Genomic DNA, 20,715 nt, shown 5'->3' on the forward strand with positions numbered 1-20,715 from the left:
ATATAATGGTTCTCTATGTATCATCTTGGTGCATCACAAATAAGGAGGAAGCCCTTTTGCCAAACGTCTGGACGCATCTGATTTTCGGCCAAGAATTAATGAATCAATTGGGGCATGCCAATATGCTGAGTGATAAGCAGTTGCGGCATGTTTTTTCACTTGGCTGCCAAGGACCCGATTTCTTGTTCTACCATAACTTCTTACCTTGGAAAAAAGATAAGAAACTGGGTGAATTAGGTAGTCTTATGCATACGAAAGCATGCGGCCCGTTCCTCAAGGATCTACTTTCCCATATGCAAGGCAGAGGCTTGTATAATCCTGCAGTTGTTTATGCACTTGGATTCCTTACACACCATATTCTCGATCGCAATATGCATCCTTACGTTTTTTACAAATCAGGGTTCAAGAAATGGGATCACCAACGATTTGAAATTATTATGGACACGCTCATTGTTCGCCGCAAGCTTGGACTACAGACATGGAATACCCCTGTATGGAAAGAAATATATGTGGGTGAAGCCCTGCCCCTCGGCATAGTTCCTGCGCTTGTACATGCTGCTGCCAATCACTATCCTGACTTAGCATTGAAGATTACTGAGAAGGATTGGAACGATGCTTACATGGAAATGATCCGAGCTCAACGATTGTTCCACGATCCGAAAGGAATCAAACGTTTATTTACCTTCGGTCAAATTTCGCCTTTGGTGTATACCAAGCATCCGGCTCCGCTTGATTATTTAAACGAAGCCAGGACGGCTTGGAATTGTCCTACATCATTAGAGGAAACGTACACATACAGCATTTGGGACTTATGGGATATCGCGATGGCCGATGGACAAATTGTCCTACAGGCAGCCATTCAAGCCTTACAACGAGGTACTTCGGCTGATTACCAGGCCTTTGAAGAAGTTCTTGGCAATCTCTCCTATGAAACCGGTAAAGATTGTGACAGCGGACTGCAAATCACTCATGTCCAGCCTATGATCTAAAGCTTAGCATCATCAACCTGATCAAGCCAAGAATCAATATGACCAATAACCGAAGCCACACAGCCATCTTGGAAAGGTGAGATTAGCTTCGCGACTTGGACAAGCTCAGTGAAATTCAAGCTTCCGCCTTGTTGACAAAGTCTTAAGTAATCCTCCCAAGCTAACTCCGGATTTTCATTAGCTCGTTTCCAAAATTGAAACGCACACACTTGCGCAAGTGTGTAATCAATGTAATAAAACGGGCTTTTGTAAATGTGGGCTTGCTGCTGCCAGAAGCCCCCTCTATCCAAGTAGTCGTTATCATCGTAAACACGATGAGGCAAATACTTGCGCTCTACCTCGCGCCAAACTAGCTTACGCTCTACCGGAGTCAGTTCCGGCTGCTCATAGATCCGATGTTGAAATTCATCTACGGCAACACCGTATGGAATGAATAAAAGCGATTCACTCAGATGCTTGAATTTATACTTATCTGTATCTTCCTCGAAGAACAACGACATCCAAGGCCAAGCGAGAAACTCCATGCTCATGGAGTGGATTTCACAGGCTTCCAAGGTTGGGAATATGTATTCAGGTACTTGAAACTCTCGGCTGCTATAGCCCTGGAAAGCATGACCTACTTCATGCGTTAAGACATCAATGTCTCCCGAAGTCCCATTAAAGTTAGAGAAAATGTATGGCGCTTTGTATGTACTAATATAAGAGCAATAACCACCAACGCGTTTCCCCTTCTTAGCCACTAGATCCATCAAACCGTTATCGATCATAAAAGTAAAGAACTCATCTGTTTCCGGGGATAACTCTGCATACATCTTACGAGCTTGTTCCACAATCCAGTCCGCATCGCCTTTCGGCGTCGCATTCCCAGAGGCGAAACCAAACTTGTCGTCGTAATAGTACAGAGAGTCTACGCCAATTCTAGCTTTCTGCCGTTCCTTCAGCTTGGTAGCCACCGGAACAATGTGTTCAAGAACTTGATTCCTAAATACTTCCACGTCTTTGGCGTTATAATCAGAACGGTTCAAACGAGCATACGCAAGTTCAACAAAATTGCTGTATCCTAGCTTCTTAGCGATCAAAGCACGAATCTTCACTAATTGGTCATACAGTTCATCCAATTTCGCTTCATTCTCAATAAAAAAGCTATATTTCACATCATTCGCTTCTTTACGGACTTTTCGGTCTGTTGATAATTGAAAAGGCACGAGTTGGGATAAATTTCGTTCTTCCCCTGCATAAGTAAGCTTGGCAGAAGCGAGCAGCTTCGAATATTCACTAGCCAGTTTATTTTCTTGAACGAGATCTTCAACTATTTCCGGCGAAAACGTTTTCAACGATAAAGTGGCAATCGTGAACAGCTGCTTCCCCCATTTAACTTCTAGCTCTGATCGATAGGAAGACTCAATGAGTGCTTTATAAAACTCAGTAATCAGCCCTTGATATAAAGGCTCAATTTCATCGAAATACTCTTGTTCCGCCTTGTAAAATTCATCGTTGGTATCCACACTGTGACGAATCCGTGCAATAGATTCCATAGACTCCAATTCACTTCGCAAGCTAACGATTGCTTCCATCGCTTGGTCTTGATCGCCAAATGAAGCTGCTCGTTTAAACGCCTCTAAAAGCTCCTTAAATTTACTTTCAAAAGCGCTAAAGTCGGGTCTTTCGTACTTAAATTCTTGAAATTTCATTGGATTCACTCCTTTGATTTTTCGCCAGAGATACTGGCAGCCTAAATATTAAGTTACATAACAGCTATACTGTATGGAAATAATTCACTGGTCATAAGTTGATTTGCAACAGCAGGGTCTTGTTCCATGATCAGTGTAGCTTCTAACTCATTATCCACTCTAAGGATAACAATGCCAAATGTTTTTTCGTCAAACGTTTGCGTTCTTCCTGCTAAAATGAGTTCTCCCTCCTCTTTCAACTGTAAAAGGTATTGAAAATGCTCTTCAACAATTTTATCTTCTTTTTCTGTCCAAATGCTGCGGTCTAGAAAAGCAGGTTTTAAACGTAAGACATAAATAAATTCTTTATTGTCGCTCATTACTCCCGCTCCTTTGCCAATAAATTTGGTATTTGCCAATCAATTTCCGAGCTCCCAAAATCTCTAAGATAGGCATTAGCTTGCGAAAAAGGTTTACTGCCAAAAAATCCGCGATACGAGGATAGCGGACTAGGATGCACTGATTTTATGATAACATGCCTCGTTGTATCTATGAGACGTTGCTTGGCTTGCGCATGACTCCCCCACAGCACAAAAATGATCGGCTTCTCCCGATCACTTAATGTCGTTATAATTTTGTCTGTAAAACGTTCCCACCCTTTTCCCTTATGTGAATTCGGCATGTCCGATCTAACCGTTAGAACCGTGTTCAACAGCAGCACGCCTTGTTCCGCCCAAGCCTTCAGGTAGCCGTTATCAGGAATATAGCAGCCAAGGTCAGACTGTAACTCTTTATACATATTTTGCAAAGATGGCGGCGTCAGTATACCCGGTTTAACGGAAAAACTGAGGCCATGGGCTTGGCCTCTACCGTGATAGGGATCTTGTCCCAAAATGACAACTTTGGTATTTGCATAGGAAGTTAAATGAAGTGCGCGATAAATTTCACTTTGTTCTGGAAAAATGGTTTGTGTCGTGTATTCCTCATCGAGAAATTGTTGCAAAGCATTGAAATAGGGCTCTTCAAACTCTGACCCCAACAAAGTAGCCCAGTCGTTCGTTAAATGGCTCATCATTTCCCCTCCGATCACTCCGTCTCCGTACCGAGCTCTCCCGTATCGATATTTTTCAGCACGATTCGTCCATCTGCCGCTGATCCGTCCGCAAGTACGAGCTTCAGCTTCGTCGTTTTCCCTTTGTTTACGAGCGCCTGAACTTGAGCGTCTGTTAGATTCCGCCCAAAGCTTTCTTTCCAGATAACGAATTTGCAGCCTTCCTTATAGTGCGAACAGCCGTAGCCTTTACGTCCCATGAAAAGGGAACCTCCGCACCCTGGTCTTGGACAAGTCGCTAGAAACGTGCTAGCCCCATCTGTTTGCTTAGCAGGAGCTGCTTTCTTAGCTGCAGCTGCCGTCTTAGCCCCACCAGTAGTTGATGTCGAAGTCGATCGAGATGAACTTCGTTTGGGTGCGCTAGCCGGAGGCGTTTCGCCTTCGAAAGCTGTTTTGGAAGCTCTAGCCTGCACGCGAACCTTATCAACGATCAGGGTTGCGAATCTTTTGACATTATGCATAAACTGCTCGTCCGAGGCCGTACCTCGGGAGATTTCATTCAGCCTGCGCTCCCATTGCCCTGTCATCTCAGGCGAAGTCAGCAGCTCAATGCCCGCGCCGCGGATTAATTCAACAACCGTTCGCCCTTTCTGAGTCAGGACGATTTTCTTGCCCTGCATGTCAATGTAGCCAACCTTCTTGAGACGCTCGATGGTCGCTGCTCGAGTAGCTGGAGTGCCGAGTCCCGAATCCTTCATCGCATCGCGGAGCTCCTCATCCTCAATCTGCTTGCCGGCGCTTTCCATGGCTTTGAGCAGCGTTCCCTCGTTAAAATGCTTAGGCGGCTGTGTATCTTTTTCCTTCACGATCGCATCATGGCAAAGGACGTTCCCTTGTGGGTCGATGGAGAAAGGCTCATTTACTTCAACTTCTTCGTCTTCTTCCTCTTCCTTCTCTTTACCCTTCGAACTCTTCGCCTTTTCTTTTTTCTGATCGGCATAGATGACCTTCCAGCCTAATTGGAGCAGTTCTTTAACCGTGGTCTTAAACATTTCTTGTTCTACCTCGGTCATAACCGTATGAACCTTATACTCCGCTGGAGGGTAAAACTGAGATAAGAAGCGTCGTACAATCAAATCGTACAATTTCTGTTCATCCGGACTCAGTCCCGTTGCTTTCCGATTCGTCGGAAGAATGGCATGGTGATCTTCAACTTTGCTCGGATTGCAAATAAACTTGTTATTTTTGTGCACCAGATTCCGGTTTGCCCCTTGCACCAGCTCATGGTAAGCCGTTCCTTGCAAAGCGGATAAGGATTTGTGCATTTCCGGAATATTTTGCTCCGTCACATAGTTGGAGTTGGTTCTAGGATAGGAGATGACCTTATGCTTCTCGTAGAGTGCCTGAGCCGTATCCAGCGTCTTCTTGGCTGAGAAGGCATATTTCCCATTCGCCTCACGCTGCAGCAGCGTCAAGTCATACAATTTGAACGGGTATTCCTTCGTCTCTTTCACTTCATAGGAAATAATACGTGCCGGTTTCCCTTTGACCTTGGCAGCAAGCGCCTCGACCTTCGGTCCGTCCGTCAAGCGCTCTCCCTGCCACATGCCTCTATATGTCGTCTCGCCTTGTGTAAAATGCCCCTCCAGCTCGTAAAATTTGAGCGAGGAGAAGGCTTCAATCTGTTTCTGCCGGTCATAAATAAGCGCAAGTACGGGCGTTTGGACGCGGCCAACGGAAAGCAGGACGTTATGCTTCGTTGTGAATGCACGTGAGCCATTCATGCCGATTAGCCAATCCGCTTCACTACGAGAGCGCGCGGCGCGCGTTAAATTCTCGTATTCAGCGCCGTCCTTTAATGTCGCGAAGCCATTTCGAATCGTCTCCGAGGTTAAATCGGAAATCCAGAGTCGCTTAACAGGCTGATTCAGTTTAAGATGCCGCTGAATAAGCGAGAAGATGTGCTGCCCTTCTCTCCCCGCATCGCACGCATTGACAAGTGTGTCGCATTTCTTCGCAAGCTCAGCAATTACCTTAAGCTGATTGTAAGTACGTGGGTTTGGAATCAGCTTAAATTCATCAGGAATAATCGGCAGGTGATTTATATTCCATTTTTTATATTTATCATCATATTGATCAGGTTCAGCCAACTCAATTAAGTGTCCAATCGCCCAGGTGATGATATACTGTTCACCCTCTAGATAGGACCTTAAGTTTTTGGCTTTAGGCTCTATTGCGGCGGCTATATTACGTCCCATATCGGGTTTTTCCGCAATAATTAATGTCTTCAAGAGAGTATCGCTCCTTAATTGAACTTTCTAGGTAGATCAGAATCCGTCGCCTCAGTGTATCCCACTTTATAAATGGCTGCAATATGGTAACGATCGAAAAATTTTATTTTAGTAAGTAGACTGTACTCCAAGTCCATCCGTTTCCATTGAATATGATAACTGGAAACAGCAAATGATGCCAAGAGGTGAAGGTTTTTATTATGCATATTCTGATTATTGCTCCTGAACAAATTCCCGTCCCTCCTCCTGTCGGAGGCTCCGTGGAACATTGTATATACCAAATTGCCAAGAAAATATCCACCAAGCATACAGTAACCATTATAAGTCGCCATCGCGCCAACTACCCAAAGAAAAGCAATTTAGGTCATATCACGATTCTTCGAGTACCCGGCGCCAATAAACAAGCTTATTTATCTAATGTACTTAAGACTGTCAAGGGGCATCATTACGACAGGATTCAAATCGATAATCGCCCTAGATTTGTGCATGCCGTGCGAAAAGTATTCCCACATACGCCAATCTCTGTTTTTTTGCATTCAACGACATTTATATCTCCTCCAATGACATCCAAAAGGCAAGCTGCGAGCGATCTCAGCCGGGCTAATCGCATTATTGGCAACAGCCTTTCGCTGCAAAATCACCTGAAACGAAACTTTCCAAAAATCAGCCATAAGGTTCGTTACGTACATCTGGGCGTTGATCTTTCTCAATTCCGTCCACGAAAAGAGAAAAAGTATTCAACTGGCGGGCGCCGTCCATTTGTCATTCTATTTGCAGGTAGGTTGATTCCGAGGAAAGGAATTCCCGTCTTAATGAAAGCTACTCAAATCGTTAGAAAATCCATCCCTTCCGCGACGCTTCACATTGCCGGTGGAACTGGTAAACCACACTACAAGCAATACTTGAAACAATTAGCTTCCTCGCTTCGAATTCCAGTGAAATTCAAAGGTTACGTTTCACGCAGTCAAATGCCGCGTTTCTATCAATCCGGGGACTGTTTCGTCTGCCCGTCTCAAGGTCATGAAGCGTTTGGCTTAGTGAATGTAGAAGCGATGGCATCCGGCATTCCAGCGATCGCCTCCAGAAATGGCGGGATTCCTGAAATTATTCGGCATGAACATAATGGACTATTAGTGACGAATTATCGAAGCCCAGAAGCTTTTGCCAGAGAAATTATTAAACTAGCCAAAGACCCTTCTAAGGCTAAAAGACTGGCCAATCAAGCTCGACTAGATGTAGCGAGAAAATTTAGTTGGCGGGCCACAGCAAGCAAGTTAGAAAAGATTTATTCGACGAAAACTACCATATAGAGGTGCTGTTATGTCAATGAGTCGAGCTACTACATTAGGCAGCAAATGGGTCAAGACGAAAGTTCTTTTATTAAACAAAGAACTTAGCAAATTTGTTCCCGAAACAAGAATCTACAGTCAAGAGAACCTGCTTGCCATGCTAAATAAACATAAAATGGTTTATGTCAAACCAATCAACGGCTCTTTCGGACAGGGCGTTATTCGTGTAGAGAAAAATGAGCATTATCGATTTCAGTCCGGAAAAGTAGTTAGAACCTACCGAACTTTTTTAGGGTTATTCAGTGCGCTAAACAAAGCCAAGTTAAATAGATCCTATTTGGTTCAGCAAGGCATTCATCTCTTAACTCATCAAAAGAGAATTTTCGATACACGCATAATGGTTCAAAAAAGCCCTAATAAAATTTGGGAAGCTACCGGTTACATTGGCCGAGTTGCTCATCCAGCAAAAATTGTAACGAACTTTCATAATAGCGGCAAGCCGCTGCCATTAGAATTATTATTTGATCCCTACTTAAAGAATCAGAAAAAAGATGCTTATATCAAAAGCCTGCGACATTTAGGATATCGAATCGCTATGCAATACCAGAAGGTTTACCCGAAATTTAAAGAAATTGGTGTTGATATTGGTATCGATAAAAATCTAAAACCATGGGTCCTAGAAGTAAACACAGCGCCTGACCCCTTTATATTCAACCAATTAAAAGATAAAAAAATGTTCTTTAAAGTTCTGCGTTATTCAAGAGCAAACGGCCGATTCTTACCCGTAAAACGTAAATAATTCGATATTCCTGAAGTCAATAAAAACCTCCAATCCCACTTTGGGACTGGAGGTTTTTACTCTTTATGAGGTTAGTCGCCGTTGGCGAACCATCATCTTAGTTAACAAGCCGAGACCAATAATAATAGCCGCGACAACAATCCATAATGGATGATGGAATTGCGCATAAATGTGGTGCCACGCTTTTCCAAGCTTTTGACCAAGAAGAACAATGACCAAAATCCAAGCCAATGCGCCAATGTACGAGATGCTCAAGAATTTGGCGAATCGCATTCTCGTTGCCCCTGCAATGAAAGGAGCAGCATGTCTTAGCCCGGCTACATAATAGCCAACTAAAAGTAAAATGGCACCATGCTTTTTAAAATGTTCGGCCCACTTCTCTAATTTGGTCTCAGAAAGCTTAATCCACTTTGTTACCTTGCTGATACGCTTCAACCCAATACTTTGTCCAAGCAGGTAATTTAGTGTCATGCCTGCGCAAGCACCAAGCCAAGCAAAGCCGATGATGCCGCCTATATGAAGATTAGCTTTTAAGGCTATGTAGCCTGCTCCAAGCAGAATAATCTCAATCGGAAGCGGTATGCCAACAATGCCGATGAAAAGTAACAAAAATATACCCGGATAGCCATAATGGGTGATTAAATTGATCATAGCATGATGATTCATTTTTGTTCACCTTCCTTGAAATGATCGTACCATAGGAATGTGAGAAGAGCATGAGAGTAAAATGAGAAGTAGACATACCTTTATCTAACTTGTCAAGGTTTTTGTGCTCATTGAATTCTCATGGTTTTCTAATAAACCTTCTTTAAGCCTGATTTGACCTAGTATTCCCCCATCATTGGTAATCTATAGGTCATTCTGGATGTGTTAAGGTTATTCCAGGTGGAAGCCCAAAACACGATCCTGAAGGAGGACATCCAATCATGAATAACATGAAAAAGAACCGCCTTACTAAATCGCTATTAGGAATTACACTTAGTGTATCCTTATTTGCATCCGTTAATCTAATAGCGGCGCCGCAATCCGCACATGCTGCGAGCGCAGCTTCTATAACAGCAGCATCAACATCGATGGCTGGGAAAGCAAATAGCGTTATTTCTACCGGTAAACAGTACCTTGGCGTGAGGTACAAGTTCGGAGCACAGAAAGGCAATACAAGTTCATTTGACTGCTCGTCTTTTACGCAATATGTATATGGGAAGAATGGCATTAATTTGCCCCGTTCATCCAAGCAGCAATCACAGGTAGGTACATTTGTGCCTAGAAATCAGCTGCAACCCGGAGACCTTGTCTTCTTCTATTCACCGATTCACCACGTCGGTATTTATTTGGGTAATGGTAAGGTTCTTCATACGTATGGCAAGCCTGGCGTAACGATTTCAGATATGAATTCCGGTTGGTGGAGCAAAAATTATAAAACGGCTCGCCGCGTGATTCATTAAGCCGAATTTCATTTTGTTCACTTATACCTGCAAAAAACTCCTTCCAGATATCCATCTGAAGGAGTTTTTTATGCATTAAATGACTTTACTTTCTTCATGATCTCCACTTTTTCCGGGAATGATAAGAATATGGTCTAAGATAAATTTCTTCTCTACAGCAGATAAATTCGATTGGTGAATCAGATGGACTACTTTTTCTTCAAGTTCATAGATCGTTTGTAAAAAATCATCTAGACTTTCCTTCATCCGGATCAGTCCTCTCATCTTATATGGATAGCGAAACGGGTTGATGATTCATGCTTAGTATCATATCATTCACGATGTGAGCAGCTGCTTGACTCCGTTGCAGAGCTATCATGCGTTCTTTTATTTCTTCATGCAAGCTTGGATGATGGATTAATTGAGTGATTTTACTGGTAAATTCCTTCATATTCGTAGATACGGATGCCATCCCGCGGCTGGACAGATACAAGGCATTTTCTTTTTCTTGACCGGCATAGGGTCTGTAAATAAAGATAGGCAGTCGTAGAACAATGGCCTCTGTCAAGGTTAATCCCCCTGCTTTCGTGACAATACAAGTTGCTTGAGACATCCATTCATGCACATTGTCAACAAATCCAAGAATCGTTATTCCCGAAAAACCAGCAAATTGATCTTCAAGTTTACCTTTTAACCTTTCATTTCGACCGCAAATAACGACCAATTGACAATTGTCCAGCAAGGCTAAATGATTCAACATTTCCTCTATATAACTGGAAACACCGCTGTCAGAGGCCATGATAAGAATGATCTTCTTTTTTTGATTTGGAGCATCGGTATTTCTCAGATTTACGAACTCTTGTCTCAATGGAATTCCGCTAACCTCAATTCGATCCTTGCTGAATCCTTTGAAAATGATCTGCTGCTTTAATTCTTCCGTAGCCACATAATATTTATTAACATTCGGATGTAACCATGTGGCATGTAAAGCATAATCCGTAAGTACAGTAAAATTGGTTATGCCCATCGAACTGCACACTTCCGGCGATGCGCCAAATGGAAAAGTGTTGACAACAAAATCAGGACGCTCTTGATGAATAAGTTCTCTCAGCTTTTTTTTGCCAAGATAGGTCATGGATCTCTGGAATAAGGCGGTCCGTTTGGTCTCACGGGTTAAATAATAGCTCCAGCCATAATAATCGAGCCCGATCCGAGAACTTTTTGTGCTTTTGTTAACTAACGAGGTAGTAATCAAATTAATAAAAGGATGGCCTTCTTGCATCAAATTAACGATTTTCACTTGATCTACGCCTTGCCTCAAGAACTGCTGCTGCAGAGCTTTTGAAGCTTGTAGATGTCCGTTACCATAGCTAGCTGTAAGTATCAATACACGTGGATTGACATTCATGCTCAAGGAAAAACCCACCTTTCATCGCATATATCTATAGTCGAAAACGATAACCTGCACCCCATACCGTTTCAATATATTGAGCGCTGGATGCATCTAATTCAATTTTCTCTCGTAATTTACGGATATGGACTGTAACGGTCTGTGAATCTCCCATCGCATCCATTCCCCATATGCGTTCAAAAAGGTGATCTTTGCTATAAACACGATTCGGATTCATTGCCAGAAAATAGAGTAAATCAAATTCCTTCGTCGTAAGGCTAATTTCTTGCTCATGAACGAAAACGCGGCGGGAACCGTAATCGATTAAAAGACCGTGAATGCGAATTTCTTCACTATTTTCTTTGGTGCCAATTAATCGCTCATAGCGAGCCAAATGGGCTTTGACTCTTGCAACCAGTTCTCCTGGTTTAAACGGCTTGGTAATATAGTCATCTGCTCCAAGACCAAGGCCTCTTATCACATCGATGTCCTCTTTTTTGGCAGTAACCATCAGGATTGGAATTTGATGTTTCTCGCGAATTTGCTTGCATACTTCGAATCCGTTCAACAGAGGGAGCATGACATCAAGAATGATTAAATCATATTCTCCGCTAAGTCCCAGCTTCAGACCCTGCTCGCCATCCATCGCGATATCAACTTTAAAGCCACTCACTTCCAAATAATCACGTTCGAGTTCAGCAATAAGCTTTTCATCTTCTACAATTAATAATCGTTTCATTCGTTATCACCGTCTTTGTGCCTTCTACGCGGCAATTTGATCGTCATACAAGTCCCTTCACCTTTCATACTGCGCGCCTCAATGGTTCCGCCATGACCTTCGATCATTTGCTTCGAAATCGCTAACCCTAGGCCACTCCCCCCGTTATTACTGTTTCTGGATGGATCTGCTCGGTAAAAGCGATCAAAAATATGCGGAAGCGCCTCAGCATCCATGCCTACTCCATTATCTGTAATTTCTATAATAACATGTTCACCGGCAATCTTTGCATGCAGTCCAATATGTTTTTCCGGTTTATTCATATATTTTAAGCTATTGTCCATGATGTTGGAGAAAACGCGTTTCATTTTGTCCCGATCGATCGAGACCTGAATCTGCTCTTTTAACGCGATATCAGACTTATAATGAACGCCTTGTTTGCCAAGTTCAAATTCAAGTTCATCAGACCAATCCTCCAAAAAAGAGGCGAAATCAACAACTTCAAAATTGAAGGGCACCCGCTTCAAATCCAATTTGGAATAGAGAAATAATTCATCTATTAAATGATCCATCTCTTCGGCTTTGGACGAAATGATTTCGATGTATTTTTGTTTTTTGTCAGGGGTATCGGCTATTCCGTCTCCTAAACCATCTACATAGCCTCTAATCGCTGTAAGAGGAGTACGAATATCGTGTGAAATGTTAGAGATAAGCTCTTTACGATTTTCTTCATATTGAATTTGCGTATGAATGGATTCCCGCAATTGTTTTCTCATTTGTTCAAAGGCTATGCTGAGTTGCCCAATTTCATCCTTACTTGTGATCTGTACTTGAAAATCAAGATCACCTGATTGAATCCTTTTCATAGCATTCTTTAACTTCCGAAGAGGGGTAATGATACTTTTTGAGACAAAATAAGTTAACAAAGTATGCGTGAGAATCAAAATAATAAGCAGAGTGATAAAGAGAGTTGGGAAAAATTTCTGCGTGAAATTGACGATCGGATTAACCGACGTAACAATGAAAACACTACCTGGTTGTTGTCCATTGTAATAAAAATCAAATGAGTTTACTTCCAGCAGCTCTTTCCCATACTTCGTGGCATCTCCCCGTTCTGGATGTCCAGGATGTTTGAACGCAGGCAACTGCAGGAGCACATCAGATCCTTGTAAGGTTGGAGAAACATAGACTAGCGTATTATCCTTACGTACAACCAGCTTTGAATTACTTAACTGAAGCTCTTGATCAATATCCGCTAAGTAGGCTGAATCGGCTAGGATGGACGGATTTTTCTCCGAGGAACGTTTCAAATCTTTAAACGTATGTTCCACATTCTGATTCTCAAATAGTCCAATACCTGATCCATATTGATCTCGGATACTTTGGAAATCGCCTTTAAAAACAACGACTAGTAGAACAGCTGTAATAATCATCATCACTAGTGGAATTAGCAGCATCGCCGCATAGGAGATCAATAATTTAAGACGAATGGACATGAGTAGATTCCCCGTTTTTATACTTCTTTTCTATCAAATTTATAGTATCCAAGAGCCAAAAACAACATGCAGCTGGAAATTAGGAACAGAGTCGTAGTTAAAAGCTTGCCCGCGGAAACAGTTTGACTGAGCCAGAGCATATGCCAATCCGTATAGGAGGCTGGTGAAAACGCAGCAATGGGGCTCATCAAGAATGGAGCAATTTTGGCAGCCGCATACAACACGAGTGAAAAGACCATGAAGCTGCTGGCACTTTTGAAAAACTGAGAAACGAATATAAACAAGGCTGATAAAGCAAACATGGAGACAAATGCAGCGATGTAAGCTTTAAACATATGGAATGAATCCGTGAAATTAGCTGACGTCCCAGCAAATAGGTTGCAGATAAAGGTTACGATGCCGAGTACAATCAGTATTCCTGCAATACCCGTACCAAGAGCAGCGACTTTTGTTCCAAAAACCTGAAAGCGTGAATTCGGACGAAGCAAAGCAAGCTTCAACGTTCTAGACGCCACTTCATTGGGAAATAAATCGCCTGTAACCGTGAAGATGAACAGTGGGATCCAGATACTTGTGTAAATCGTTAACATCTCAATCGGAAAGGACTGGCTAACGGCAATAAGACCGAGAATTGGTTGTAAAGCACCCAGCGAAATGGCAAGCAGGACAGGAAGAATCGCTGAAAAGATAGCGAACATAACAACTTTCTTTCGATACAATAGCAAGTAAAGTTCATTTAAGTAACCGGCGCGCCATCTATGCACAATCTTGGTCCTCCTTTGAAAGCTGAAGTTCGTCAATATAGAATTGCTCTAAGGATTGATTACTTTGCAGCAGTTCGGATACATACCCTTCTTTTTTTAATTGTCCTTCAACAACAATCCCCACCCGATTACACAGCTGCTCTAGCTCATGAATCATATGGCTCGAGATCAAGAACGACGTCCCCTTCTCTTCGGACAACTGCTTTATCAACTTTCGAAACATAACCGTGCCTTCGATATCCAGCCCATTCGTAGGCTCATCCAAGATGACAAACTTAGGTTCCGGTAGAATGGCCGCAGCAAGTGCGAGTTTTTGTTTCATACCTGTTGAATAGCCTTTGATTTTCTCCTTACGAACTTTGAATAAGCCTACAAGATCCAAGACTTCTTCGATTCGCTTTGGCGTGACACTCGGATAGAAGCGGGCGACAAGTTCTAAATACTGCCATGCAGTAAGAAAATCATGAAAATCTGCCGATTCAATCATGCTGCCTACGTGCTGCATACCTTGTTCGAATTGTTCAATAAGATTGGCATTAAATAATGAAATCGTCCCTTTATCTGGGCGGATTAAACCCGTTATTAGCTTTAAAAACGTTGTTTTTCCTGCGCCATTTGGCCCAAGCAATCCATATACATCTCCTTCATGCAGCTGGATACTTATATCTCGAATTCCCCGGTCATTGCCATATACTTTACTCAAATGCGCCGTCTCTAATATGGTGTTCACTAAGATTCCCCTTTTCTTATGAGATAAAGCAGATAGGCTTGGACAGGGAAGCCTATCTGCTATTATCAAATAGTTTTACTAATGCTAATTCTTATTCGTTATCGCCATGTTTACCTTGGTGATCATGTTTCAACGTTTGTACGGTTTTACCTGTAAGATCTATGGTTTCAGGTGTTGTGCTGTTATAACCGGACAGATCCGCTTGAAGGTGAAGGGTAACTTGGTGCACCGTTCCACTATCGTCTTTACCAGAGACCGTTAAATCTGCTTCTTGATGAGAGATATAATTATTAGCATTGACGGTTGCCTTAACGGATACTTTCTCGATTTTGATATCTTGCGTCAGCTGTGGAGCAGCGTTTTTCAAGAAATCTTCTTTGAACGGCAGCTCATTTGCTTTTACTGCGTCGTCATTTGTCTCTCCGTCTTTCTCTGCTTTGGTTGCTTCTTTAATGGCAATCGGCGCCAGAGCATTGACTACAGTAGGAATCTGAGCGTTATCAAGTTGAATGGCGATCTCTTTCGACCCGTCAGCTTTCGTATCAACGGCCACGTAGTCCTTCAAATTACCAACCAAAGCGTCAATAACAGTCTCAACTTGCTGAGGAATGTCAGTTTCATTCAGCTTCTTCTCGGTTTTGTGCTTCTTTTCATTTTCTTGATTCACAAAATAAACATCGCTAGCGTTTGATTTAAGTACGGTTTGATTATTTTGCTTATAGAAGCTGAGCGATTGTTGGGTACCATTCGCTGACACATCTGCGCTTCCGCTTGCCGTTTTCGTATCCAGACTCACTTTGAAGTTTCCATTTGCGCTTGCAAGCACATTACCGTTATCTTGTAAGGCTGCTGACGCTTGTACTGCTACATTCTGAACCGTTTTGGTGTTTTTCAGAGCAGATTTATAGGCATCATACCCAGATGTACTCGCCAATGCACTAAACCCGGTCGTCACCATGACGATGCTGCTGATTCCAACAGCACTACCTAACACTAACCATTTCTTTTTCATTTTTTCCTCCTAATATAGGGATCTCAAACTCTCTCCCTTTGATATGGGCTTACATCTACATCATAGTCAACAAAAGTGAAGTGCTTGTGAAGCAATTCTTAAATCTTTCTTAACTCTCTGTCCACAAAATAAAAGCTCGTTTAGCAGCTAAACGAGCTTCAATACAGTTCACCAATAAGCGGTGAGTTATTTGATTTTATTCTTATTTCCAAACGCCTTGAATAGCAGGAACTTCAGATGTACCACCCAAATAAGGCAGTTTATACATCTCTTCTAACGTACGTAATACATTCAAATGCGTAATATGCTGATCATATTTTGCTGGTTTGACCATAGGTCCTACAAAGATTGTAGGGATATGATTGTCTTTGGAAAAGTCATCTTCATCCCACGTTAGAATGAGCATGCTGTTATGGCTTTGAGCCCAGGTTACATAAGGACCAATGTGTTTTTTCAGCCAATCATCTGCAGCTTGAATGGTCCCGTCATGCATGTCATTATCCTGATTAGGGATGACGAAAGATACCGTTGGCAGTTTGCTGAAGTCTTTTGGAAATTGGTCAAAAGGTTGATTGCTCTCTTTGGCAACATTGGAGAAACTCACCCATGGACTGTGTTTTCGGCCATATTGGTGATTCGTACAAACGGTTGAACCAGCCGCAGGTAAATCCTCCGAGTAGCCTGCAAACGTATAACCTGCCTTAACCAGTTCGCTAGCCAAATTAGCCGTCTTAAATTGATGACCGCAAGAATCATCTTTAACACCTTGATCGGAGCCTGAAAATAGGACGAAGTAATTAGGCTGACTGGGATGTGCTGCCGCATAGGAATGCGTGAAGAATGCCCCTTGCCCAGCCAAGGCATTGATATAAGTGGCTGACGCATTGCCAATCAATTTCTCATAGGAATGATTCTCTTCTACCACAATCACAACATGGTCGGGTTTAGCCCCTTCGGAAACTGCCGGGTTAGGCACTTTCGGTGGACTTGAAGACGTGTTCAACGGACTTGGTGAAGGTGATAAGGTCGGACTTGGCGATGCTACGGGAGTCGCTGTTTGAGTTGGTGCTTGTGTTGATGTCGCTACATGACTTTGATCCGGACTGGAACAACCCGTCATCATTAGCATGAGTAACGATACCGCCATGAATGTTTTTTTCAATTGATGTCCTCCCTTTATCCCCAGCTTATCAAAGGAATGCATGAATTAAAAATAAAACAGCAAAGATTAACCCTAATCGCAAATGCCATTTCCGATCAAGTCCTCGGGCTCGAAATACCCCTGCAATTGGAACAGGCAACAAGGCTAGTCCTGCGAGAAGTCCACTTATGTTGGCAAAATCAAGCTTGATACCGTATATGAAAGCACCAACGATATGCAAAAAAATGACGCCGATTGCAAGAATAGCGATAGGCGTATGGAATTTCCGAGTTACTTTCAAAAGGGCAATAGCACTCTTTTTCAGTATAAGCAATTGATCTACCCATCGTCTCTGTATAATTGTTTTAAGCACATAGTATGCCAAAACAGCAAATAACAGAATTCTGGCTTGAGAGCCATAATTTTTAAATAAACCTTTGAAAGAGCGATCATGCCACTGAACAGATGGTGTATGGAACATCGTCCATAAACCAAAAAGTACGATTATCAGTGTAATTCCCAGACTAAGAATCACCCATATACGGTCTTTCCCCCGAAATCTACTCATTGTCATCATCCTTTAATTAATTTGAATGCTCGAACGAAACCATTTGAAATGATTTTACATGATGAAGCTGAAAACAAAATGAGAAAGGTATTAGTTAATAATCTGGTTAATAGGTAAATTAATTATCACTTTGGTCCCTTCGTTTTCCTTGCTTCGTATGGTTATTTCCCCTTGATATTTGTGTACAAATTGCTTGGCAATGGACAACCCCAGCCCTGTACCCGCTATCTCGCGATTTCTTGCTTTATCAACACGATAGAACCGGTCAAACACATAAGGCAATTCAACTTGTGGAATCCCTATTCCATGATCTTCTATTGTAATTTGCACTTCATTTGTCAAACGTAGTCCCTCTATACTAATCCTTTTATCTTGCAAGGTGTATTTAACCGCATTATCTAGAACAATCAGGAGAATCTGCTCCATGTGCAGCGCGCTTATCGCTATCAGGACATTACTTATTTTTACCGTATTGACTTGAAATTCAAAATCGGGATTGAGGGCCTCAAATCTTTTGAGTGTCTCTAGAATAACGGGTTCTATTGGAATGGGCTCACTAATTTCTGTAACGAGGTGAGTTTCTACTCTTGTTAGAGTCAGAAGTTCTTCGACGATCCCTTTCAAGCGCCTAGTCTCTTGGAGAGAAGCTTGCAAGGATTCATTTAAGACTTCAGGATCTGATTTACCCCAGCGATTTAAGAGGGACAAGTGGCCTTCCAATATTGTTATGGGTGTCCGCAGCTCATGAGAGGCATCCTCTACAAATTGCTTTTGTTGGCGAAAGGAGACTTCCAGTTGATTCATCAATTCATTAAACAACTGCGCTAAGCTGGACAATTCATCCCCATTTTCTATGTTGTTAACACGCTCTGTCAGCCCTTTCTCCTTCACACTTCGAATGGTAGCTGCCAATGCCCGAATAGGACGCATCAATTGCCTCGCAATAGCTAAGCCGCTAATTGCACTAATGAAAACAGCCAACACCCCACCGATCAGCATAACCCAGAATAACGTCTGACTAAAATGATCGAACGTCTCTAGATTACTTGCGAACTCTAAAGTTCCAACAAACTTTTCAGTTTTGAAAGGACTCCTATAAATAAGAATATGATCTTCTTGGGGGGTGATATCATACAGTTCCGGTTCTGACACTGCTCTAGGTGCAACCCAATTTTCATCAAAATGATTCGATACAGTCAGGAGTGGCTCCCCATTCTGCCCAATAATACGTACTAATTGGTTTTTTCCGATCAGTTTTTCTATGTAGGGTCGAACTTCTGCTATCAGCACGGCATCCAGCGTATTTGATTTTTCATTTAAATAGTCTTGAAGCTGCGACATGCTTACTTGAATTTTGTCTTTCTCTTGATTCATCATCCATTGTTTGAGAACTAGATATTGCGAGAAATTATAGGTTGCAAATAAAAGGAAGATCAGTGTTGTTGCCCCTAACATGAGCTTCCATTTGATGGGGAGTTGTCGAATGAAACAAGTGAATCGTCCCATCATCGCATCACGTATCCGATTCCACGAACCGTTTGAATGCAGCTATTTTCACCAGCTTGATCTAACTTGTTCCTCAAGTACCTGACATAAACATCGACAACATTCGTTTCCACTAACGAATCATACCCCCATACATGATCCAAAAGCATATCACGAGTCAGCACGAGATTACGGTTTTTCATGAACATCACTAATAAATCGAACTCGCGCTTCGTAAGCTCAACGATTTGCTTGTCTTTATAAACCATACGGGCATCCATATCAATTTGAATATTTTGAAAAGAAAGCATCGCATGCGGGTCATTTCCATCAAGTTCGATACGACGGAAAATAGCCCTTATCCTAGCCAATAATTCTTCAATGGCAAAGGGTTTGGGCATATAATCATCGGCGCCGCTATCTAAGCCTGATACACGATCAACAACGCTGTCTCTGGCTGTCAACATGAGGATTGGCGTCTTCTTTGCTGCACGAATTCGGCGACAAACCTCAATTCCATTCAGCACTGGCAGCATAATATCTAGCAATATCAAGTCCCAATGATCCTGTAGGGCTAATTCTAATCCGGTTTTTCCATCGTAAGCAGTCTGTACTTCGAATGCTTCATGTTCCAGTTCAAGTTGAATAAATCGAACCAGGTTTTTTTCGTCTTCTATGAGTAATATCCGTTTCATCGCTAACTCCCTTGCCTCATAATTACGCTAAGTATAATCTAAGTAGATTAGAAAATAGTGAGAAATTCCCCTGTATTCAGTCTCTACTTAGTTTGAAAAACAGGATGTATTCTTATTCAAAAGCCCCAGAAGACTGGGGCAAATTAATCATACCATTACATTAATTGATTCAATAGAAACTTTGCATATCGCATAGGTGTTTCATAAGTACGATAAAAAGTCGTGTCTAAGCCTGCTTTTTTAAAGGTGTAGCGCTGATCCCTGCCGTTTACTTCGATCAATTTAATCTCACCATCCTCATCAACGCCTACATCTAATCCAATGTCAGCCATATTAGGCAATTTTAAACCAATATATTGGGAAATGGCCAGAGATACTTGTTGTAACTCTTGCTTCATTTGGACAGAATCAAAACTGCTGGATTCAAAAAGCTGTTCACAACGTTTAACTTTCCCTCCCTTTGCCACATTAGTCACATGACGGCCTGAAGCAGCAACCTTCCCAATCATTCCGGTAACTTGCCATTGCCCGCTGCCTCCGCGCTGCACCGATATACGTAAATCATAAGGCCTTTCATTGAAAGTTGCTAATTGAATTGCTTCCTGAATCATGTAGTTTTGTTTACCCACTTTCTTCGCAATGAATGAAATCACTTGCTTCTTGGAAACTAGCCTGGGTTTGCCTTTCATCCAGTACAGATGCCAATCCCCACTATTCTGCTTGGTTACTTTAATAATCCCGTCACCCACACTGCTGTTTGTTGGCTTTATGAAAAGTGAATCGTACTTCTTCATGAAGCCTTCTAATTTTTCACGCGAATATTTAATAGAATCAGGAAGATACTTACGCAGCGATTGATTCGTGTATAAAAGTTGATGTATGCGTTGTTTGTCATAGCGATTTCGCCTGTTGAAAACAAAGCTCGATTGGGCAAGCTCTTTTAATTTTTTTCTTAAGTAAGGAGTTAAGCTAATGGCTCGGTTATGTGTCACACGTGGAATAGAACGCCTAACCAGCCTGTACGCATTATTTTCATAGTAATAGCCCACAGCAGATTTACCTTTTATACGCTGTAAACACATATAAAAAGGCCTTAATCCATGCATCTTTCCTGCCTTATTATACAGGGCTAAGCATTCATTACCTGTTTTTCCTCTTGCAATACCCAAATAAGTTTCCAAGTCCAAAAGGACACCTACCGTA

At 42.1% G+C, this 20,715-nt stretch carries 21 protein-coding genes; 4 read left to right on the forward strand and 17 right to left on the reverse strand.

Annotation, left to right across the window (positions count from 1 at the left end; genetic code table 11):
* Positions 1–56 precede the first annotated feature (56 nt).
* A complete protein-coding gene (locus tag G519_RS0107945) occupies positions 57–989 on the forward strand; it encodes a zinc dependent phospholipase C family protein (protein ID WP_029194216.1) in 933 nt (310 codons plus the stop codon).
* Here the strand turns inward: G519_RS0107945 and G519_RS0107950 are convergent.
* The 4 genes from G519_RS0107950 to G519_RS0107965 are packed head-to-tail and all read right to left on the reverse strand — an operon-like array spanning position 986 to position 6,001.
* Positions 986–2,680 carry a M3 family oligoendopeptidase gene (locus G519_RS0107950; RefSeq protein WP_029194217.1) on the reverse strand — a complete coding sequence of 565 codons (1,695 nt, stop codon included), beginning with the start codon at positions 2,678–2,680 and terminating at the stop codon, positions 986–988. The two genes, G519_RS0107945 and G519_RS0107950, sit on opposite strands and share 4 nt — an antisense overlap.
* A gap of 53 nt (positions 2,681–2,733) precedes the next feature.
* Positions 2,734–3,039, reverse strand: coding sequence for a YciI family protein (locus G519_RS0107955; RefSeq protein ID WP_029194218.1), 306 nt, complete (start codon positions 3,037–3,039; stop codon positions 2,734–2,736).
* The gene (locus G519_RS0107960) at positions 3,039–3,731 is read right to left on the reverse strand and encodes a uracil-DNA glycosylase (RefSeq protein ID WP_029194219.1); all 693 of its coding nucleotides are present in this window, start codon (positions 3,729–3,731) and stop codon (positions 3,039–3,041) included. The genes G519_RS0107955 and G519_RS0107960 overlap by 1 nt, the downstream gene beginning before the upstream one ends.
* Before the next feature lie 14 nt (positions 3,732–3,745).
* Positions 3,746–6,001 (reverse strand): type IA DNA topoisomerase, encoded by a 2,256-nt coding sequence (locus tag G519_RS0107965; protein WP_029194220.1) that lies wholly within the window; start codon positions 5,999–6,001, stop codon positions 3,746–3,748.
* Between the two features lie 200 nt (positions 6,002–6,201).
* On the opposite strand from G519_RS0107965, the gene G519_RS0107975 reads away from it, so the two are divergent.
* Together G519_RS0107975 and G519_RS0107980 are read left to right on the forward strand one after the other, a co-directional pair.
* Positions 6,202–7,311 carry a glycosyltransferase family 4 protein gene (locus G519_RS0107975; protein WP_029194222.1) on the forward strand — a complete coding sequence of 370 codons (1,110 nt, stop codon included), beginning with the start codon at positions 6,202–6,204 and terminating at the stop codon, positions 7,309–7,311.
* Positions 7,312–7,321: 10 nt separating this feature from the next.
* A complete protein-coding gene (locus tag G519_RS0107980) occupies positions 7,322–8,089 on the forward strand; it encodes a YheC/YheD family protein (protein ID WP_127527918.1) in 768 nt (255 codons plus the stop codon).
* Between the two features lie 63 nt (positions 8,090–8,152).
* Here the strand turns inward: G519_RS0107980 and G519_RS0107985 are convergent, their stop codons facing one another.
* The gene (locus tag G519_RS0107985) at positions 8,153–8,755 is read right to left on the reverse strand and encodes a DedA family protein (protein ID WP_029194224.1); all 603 of its coding nucleotides are present in this window, start codon (positions 8,753–8,755) and stop codon (positions 8,153–8,155) included.
* Between the two features lie 260 nt (positions 8,756–9,015).
* On the opposite strand from G519_RS0107985, the gene G519_RS0107990 reads away from it, so the two are divergent.
* The gene (locus G519_RS0107990) at positions 9,016–9,534 is read left to right on the forward strand and encodes a C40 family peptidase (RefSeq protein WP_051253243.1); all 519 of its coding nucleotides are present in this window, start codon (positions 9,016–9,018) and stop codon (positions 9,532–9,534) included.
* Positions 9,535–9,609: 75 nt separating this feature from the next.
* Here the strand turns inward: G519_RS0107990 and G519_RS50045 are convergent, their stop codons facing one another.
* The 12 genes from G519_RS50045 to G519_RS0108050 all read right to left on the reverse strand — a co-directional run bounded on the left by G519_RS50045 (position 9,610) and on the right by G519_RS0108050 (position 20,693).
* Positions 9,610–9,780 carry a hypothetical protein gene (locus G519_RS50045; RefSeq protein ID WP_154669554.1) on the reverse strand — a complete coding sequence of 57 codons (171 nt, stop codon included), beginning with the start codon at positions 9,778–9,780 and terminating at the stop codon, positions 9,610–9,612.
* Positions 9,781–9,799: 19 nt separating this feature from the next.
* Positions 9,800–10,921 (reverse strand): MGDG synthase family glycosyltransferase, encoded by a 1,122-nt coding sequence (locus G519_RS0108000; RefSeq protein WP_244280059.1) that lies wholly within the window; start codon positions 10,919–10,921, stop codon positions 9,800–9,802.
* A gap of 34 nt (positions 10,922–10,955) precedes the next feature.
* A complete protein-coding gene (locus G519_RS0108005; protein ID WP_029194227.1) occupies positions 10,956–11,642 on the reverse strand; it encodes a response regulator transcription factor in 687 nt (228 codons plus the stop codon).
* Positions 11,639–13,117, reverse strand: coding sequence for a sensor histidine kinase (locus G519_RS0108010; RefSeq protein WP_029194228.1), 1,479 nt, complete (start codon positions 13,115–13,117; stop codon positions 11,639–11,641). The genes G519_RS0108005 and G519_RS0108010 overlap by 4 nt, the downstream gene beginning before the upstream one ends.
* 17 nt (positions 13,118–13,134) lie before the next feature.
* Positions 13,135–13,881, reverse strand: coding sequence for an ABC transporter permease subunit (locus G519_RS0108015; protein WP_029194229.1), 747 nt, complete (start codon positions 13,879–13,881; stop codon positions 13,135–13,137).
* Positions 13,874–14,611, reverse strand: coding sequence for an ABC transporter ATP-binding protein (locus tag G519_RS0108020; protein ID WP_029194230.1), 738 nt, complete (start codon positions 14,609–14,611; stop codon positions 13,874–13,876). The genes G519_RS0108015 and G519_RS0108020 overlap by 8 nt, the downstream gene beginning before the upstream one ends.
* A 91-nt stretch (positions 14,612–14,702) precedes the next feature.
* Complete coding sequence (locus G519_RS0108025; RefSeq protein ID WP_029194231.1) at positions 14,703–15,623, reverse strand: hypothetical protein; 921 nt, start codon at positions 15,621–15,623, stop codon at positions 14,703–14,705.
* A gap of 202 nt (positions 15,624–15,825) precedes the next feature.
* Positions 15,826–16,785 (reverse strand): alkaline phosphatase family protein, encoded by a 960-nt coding sequence (locus tag G519_RS0108030; RefSeq protein WP_244280057.1) that lies wholly within the window; start codon positions 16,783–16,785, stop codon positions 15,826–15,828.
* Between the two features lie 28 nt (positions 16,786–16,813).
* The gene (locus tag G519_RS0108035; RefSeq protein ID WP_029194233.1) at positions 16,814–17,332 is read right to left on the reverse strand and encodes a hypothetical protein; all 519 of its coding nucleotides are present in this window, start codon (positions 17,330–17,332) and stop codon (positions 16,814–16,816) included.
* A gap of 90 nt (positions 17,333–17,422) precedes the next feature.
* Positions 17,423–18,841, reverse strand: a complete 1,419-nt coding sequence (locus G519_RS0108040) for a HAMP domain-containing sensor histidine kinase (protein WP_029194234.1) — start codon at positions 18,839–18,841, stop codon at positions 17,423–17,425.
* Positions 18,838–19,512: a response regulator transcription factor gene (locus tag G519_RS0108045; protein WP_029194235.1), complete on the reverse strand. Its 675-nt coding sequence runs from the start codon at positions 19,510–19,512 to the stop codon at positions 18,838–18,840. Before G519_RS0108045 ends, G519_RS0108040 begins: the two co-directional genes overlap by 4 nt.
* A gap of 155 nt (positions 19,513–19,667) precedes the next feature.
* Entirely contained in the window at positions 19,668–20,693 is a 1,026-nt protein-coding gene (locus G519_RS0108050) for a YheC/YheD family endospore coat-associated protein (RefSeq protein WP_161632910.1), read from the reverse strand.
* Between the last annotated feature and the right edge of the window lie 22 nt (positions 20,694–20,715).

The sequence above is a fragment of the Paenibacillus alginolyticus DSM 5050 = NBRC 15375 genome, assembly GCF_000422905.1.
Lineage (GTDB): Bacteria > Bacillota > Bacilli > Paenibacillales > NBRC-103111 > Paenibacillus_E > Paenibacillus_E alginolyticus.

Bases quoted from the DNA above. Each gene is read 5' to 3' on its own strand.
- G519_RS0107950 (WP_029194217.1), bottom strand. From the start codon at position 2,680: ATGAAATTTCAAGAATTTAAGTACGAAAGACCCGACTTTAGCGCTTTT.
- G519_RS0107955 (WP_029194218.1), bottom strand. From the start codon at position 3,039: ATGAGCGACAATAAAGAATTTATTTATGTCTTACGTTTAAAACCTGCT.
- G519_RS0107960 (WP_029194219.1), bottom strand. From the start codon at position 3,731: ATGAGCCATTTAACGAACGACTGGGCTACTTTGTTGGGGTCAGAGTTT.
- G519_RS0107975 (WP_029194222.1), top strand. From the start codon at position 6,202: ATGCATATTCTGATTATTGCTCCTGAACAAATTCCCGTCCCTCCTCCT.
- G519_RS0107980 (WP_127527918.1), top strand. From the start codon at position 7,322: ATGTCAATGAGTCGAGCTACTACATTAGGCAGCAAATGGGTCAAGACG.
- G519_RS0107985 (WP_029194224.1), bottom strand. From the start codon at position 8,755: ATGAATCATCATGCTATGATCAATTTAATCACCCATTATGGCTATCCG.
- G519_RS0107990 (WP_051253243.1), top strand. From the start codon at position 9,016: ATGAATAACATGAAAAAGAACCGCCTTACTAAATCGCTATTAGGAATT.
- G519_RS50045 (WP_154669554.1), bottom strand. From the start codon at position 9,780: ATGAAGGAAAGTCTAGATGATTTTTTACAAACGATCTATGAACTTGAA.
- G519_RS0108000 (WP_244280059.1), bottom strand. From the start codon at position 10,921: ATGAATGTCAATCCACGTGTATTGATACTTACAGCTAGCTATGGTAAC.
- G519_RS0108005 (WP_029194227.1), bottom strand. From the start codon at position 11,642: ATGAAACGATTATTAATTGTAGAAGATGAAAAGCTTATTGCTGAACTC.
- G519_RS0108010 (WP_029194228.1), bottom strand. From the start codon at position 13,117: ATGTCCATTCGTCTTAAATTATTGATCTCCTATGCGGCGATGCTGCTA.
- G519_RS0108025 (WP_029194231.1), bottom strand. From the start codon at position 15,623: ATGAAAAAGAAATGGTTAGTGTTAGGTAGTGCTGTTGGAATCAGCAGC.
- G519_RS0108035 (WP_029194233.1), bottom strand. From the start codon at position 17,332: ATGAGTAGATTTCGGGGGAAAGACCGTATATGGGTGATTCTTAGTCTG.
- G519_RS0108040 (WP_029194234.1), bottom strand. From the start codon at position 18,841: ATGATGGGACGATTCACTTGTTTCATTCGACAACTCCCCATCAAATGG.
- G519_RS0108045 (WP_029194235.1), bottom strand. From the start codon at position 19,512: ATGAAACGGATATTACTCATAGAAGACGAAAAAAACCTGGTTCGATTT.